The organism is Psychrobacter sp. T6-1, from assembly GCF_052258445.1.
The window spans coordinates 1-759 of record NZ_JBQQFC010000668.1 but is presented as its reverse complement, the minus strand read 5'-3'; the positions used below and the strand labels follow the sequence as shown (position 1 = coordinate 759).

Sequence of the window (759 nt, the reverse complement as noted above, 5' to 3'; positions counted from 1 at the left end):
CTCAGCCTCGCTGCTGTCTATCCACGGATCATAGACATCCACTTCGATATTGTACTCTTCTAGCTCATGCACGATATCTATTACTTTGGTATTACGTACATCAGGACAGTTCTCTTTAAAACTCAGTCCTAATATAAGTACTCTAGCGCCTTCGACCTGAATGCGCTTTTTGATCATAGTCTTGACCAGTTGCGTGACGACGTACTCGCCCATACTATCGTTCAGACGACGACCCGCTAGTATTATTTCAGGATTATAGCCGATAGCTTGCGCCTTATGAGTGAGGTAATAAGGGTCAACACCGATGCAGTGACCACCTACTAGGCCTGGACGAAACGGTAAAAAGTTCCATTTTGTACCTGCGGCAGTCAGTACCGCCTCGGTATCGATATCCATCTTATTAAAGATAACCGCTAGCTCATTAATCAGAGCAATATTGACATCTCTTTGGGTGTTTTCGATCACCTTGGCAGCTTCTGCTACTTTGATACTGGGCGCTTTATGAGTGCCTGCGGTAATAATTAAGTTATATACCTCATCGACGAAATCAGCAACTTGTGGCGTTGAGCCTGCGGTTACCTTGAGGATATTGGTCACTCGATGTTCTTTATCACCTGGGTTGATACGCTCTGGACTGTAGCCTGCATAAAAGTCCTGATTGAATGTCAGTCCTGATACCTTTTCTAGTACAGGTATACAGACCTCTTCGGTTGCGCCAGGATAGACCGTTGACTCATAGACGACGATATCGTCAGACTT

At 45.1% G+C, this 759-nt stretch carries 1 protein-coding gene; it reads right to left on the bottom strand.

Annotated features, from left to right (window positions below; all coding sequences use genetic code 11):
- The coding region (locus tag ACTXGO_RS15285) for a nucleotide sugar dehydrogenase (protein WP_443575118.1) at positions 1 to 759 on the bottom strand (759 nt) is incomplete at both ends.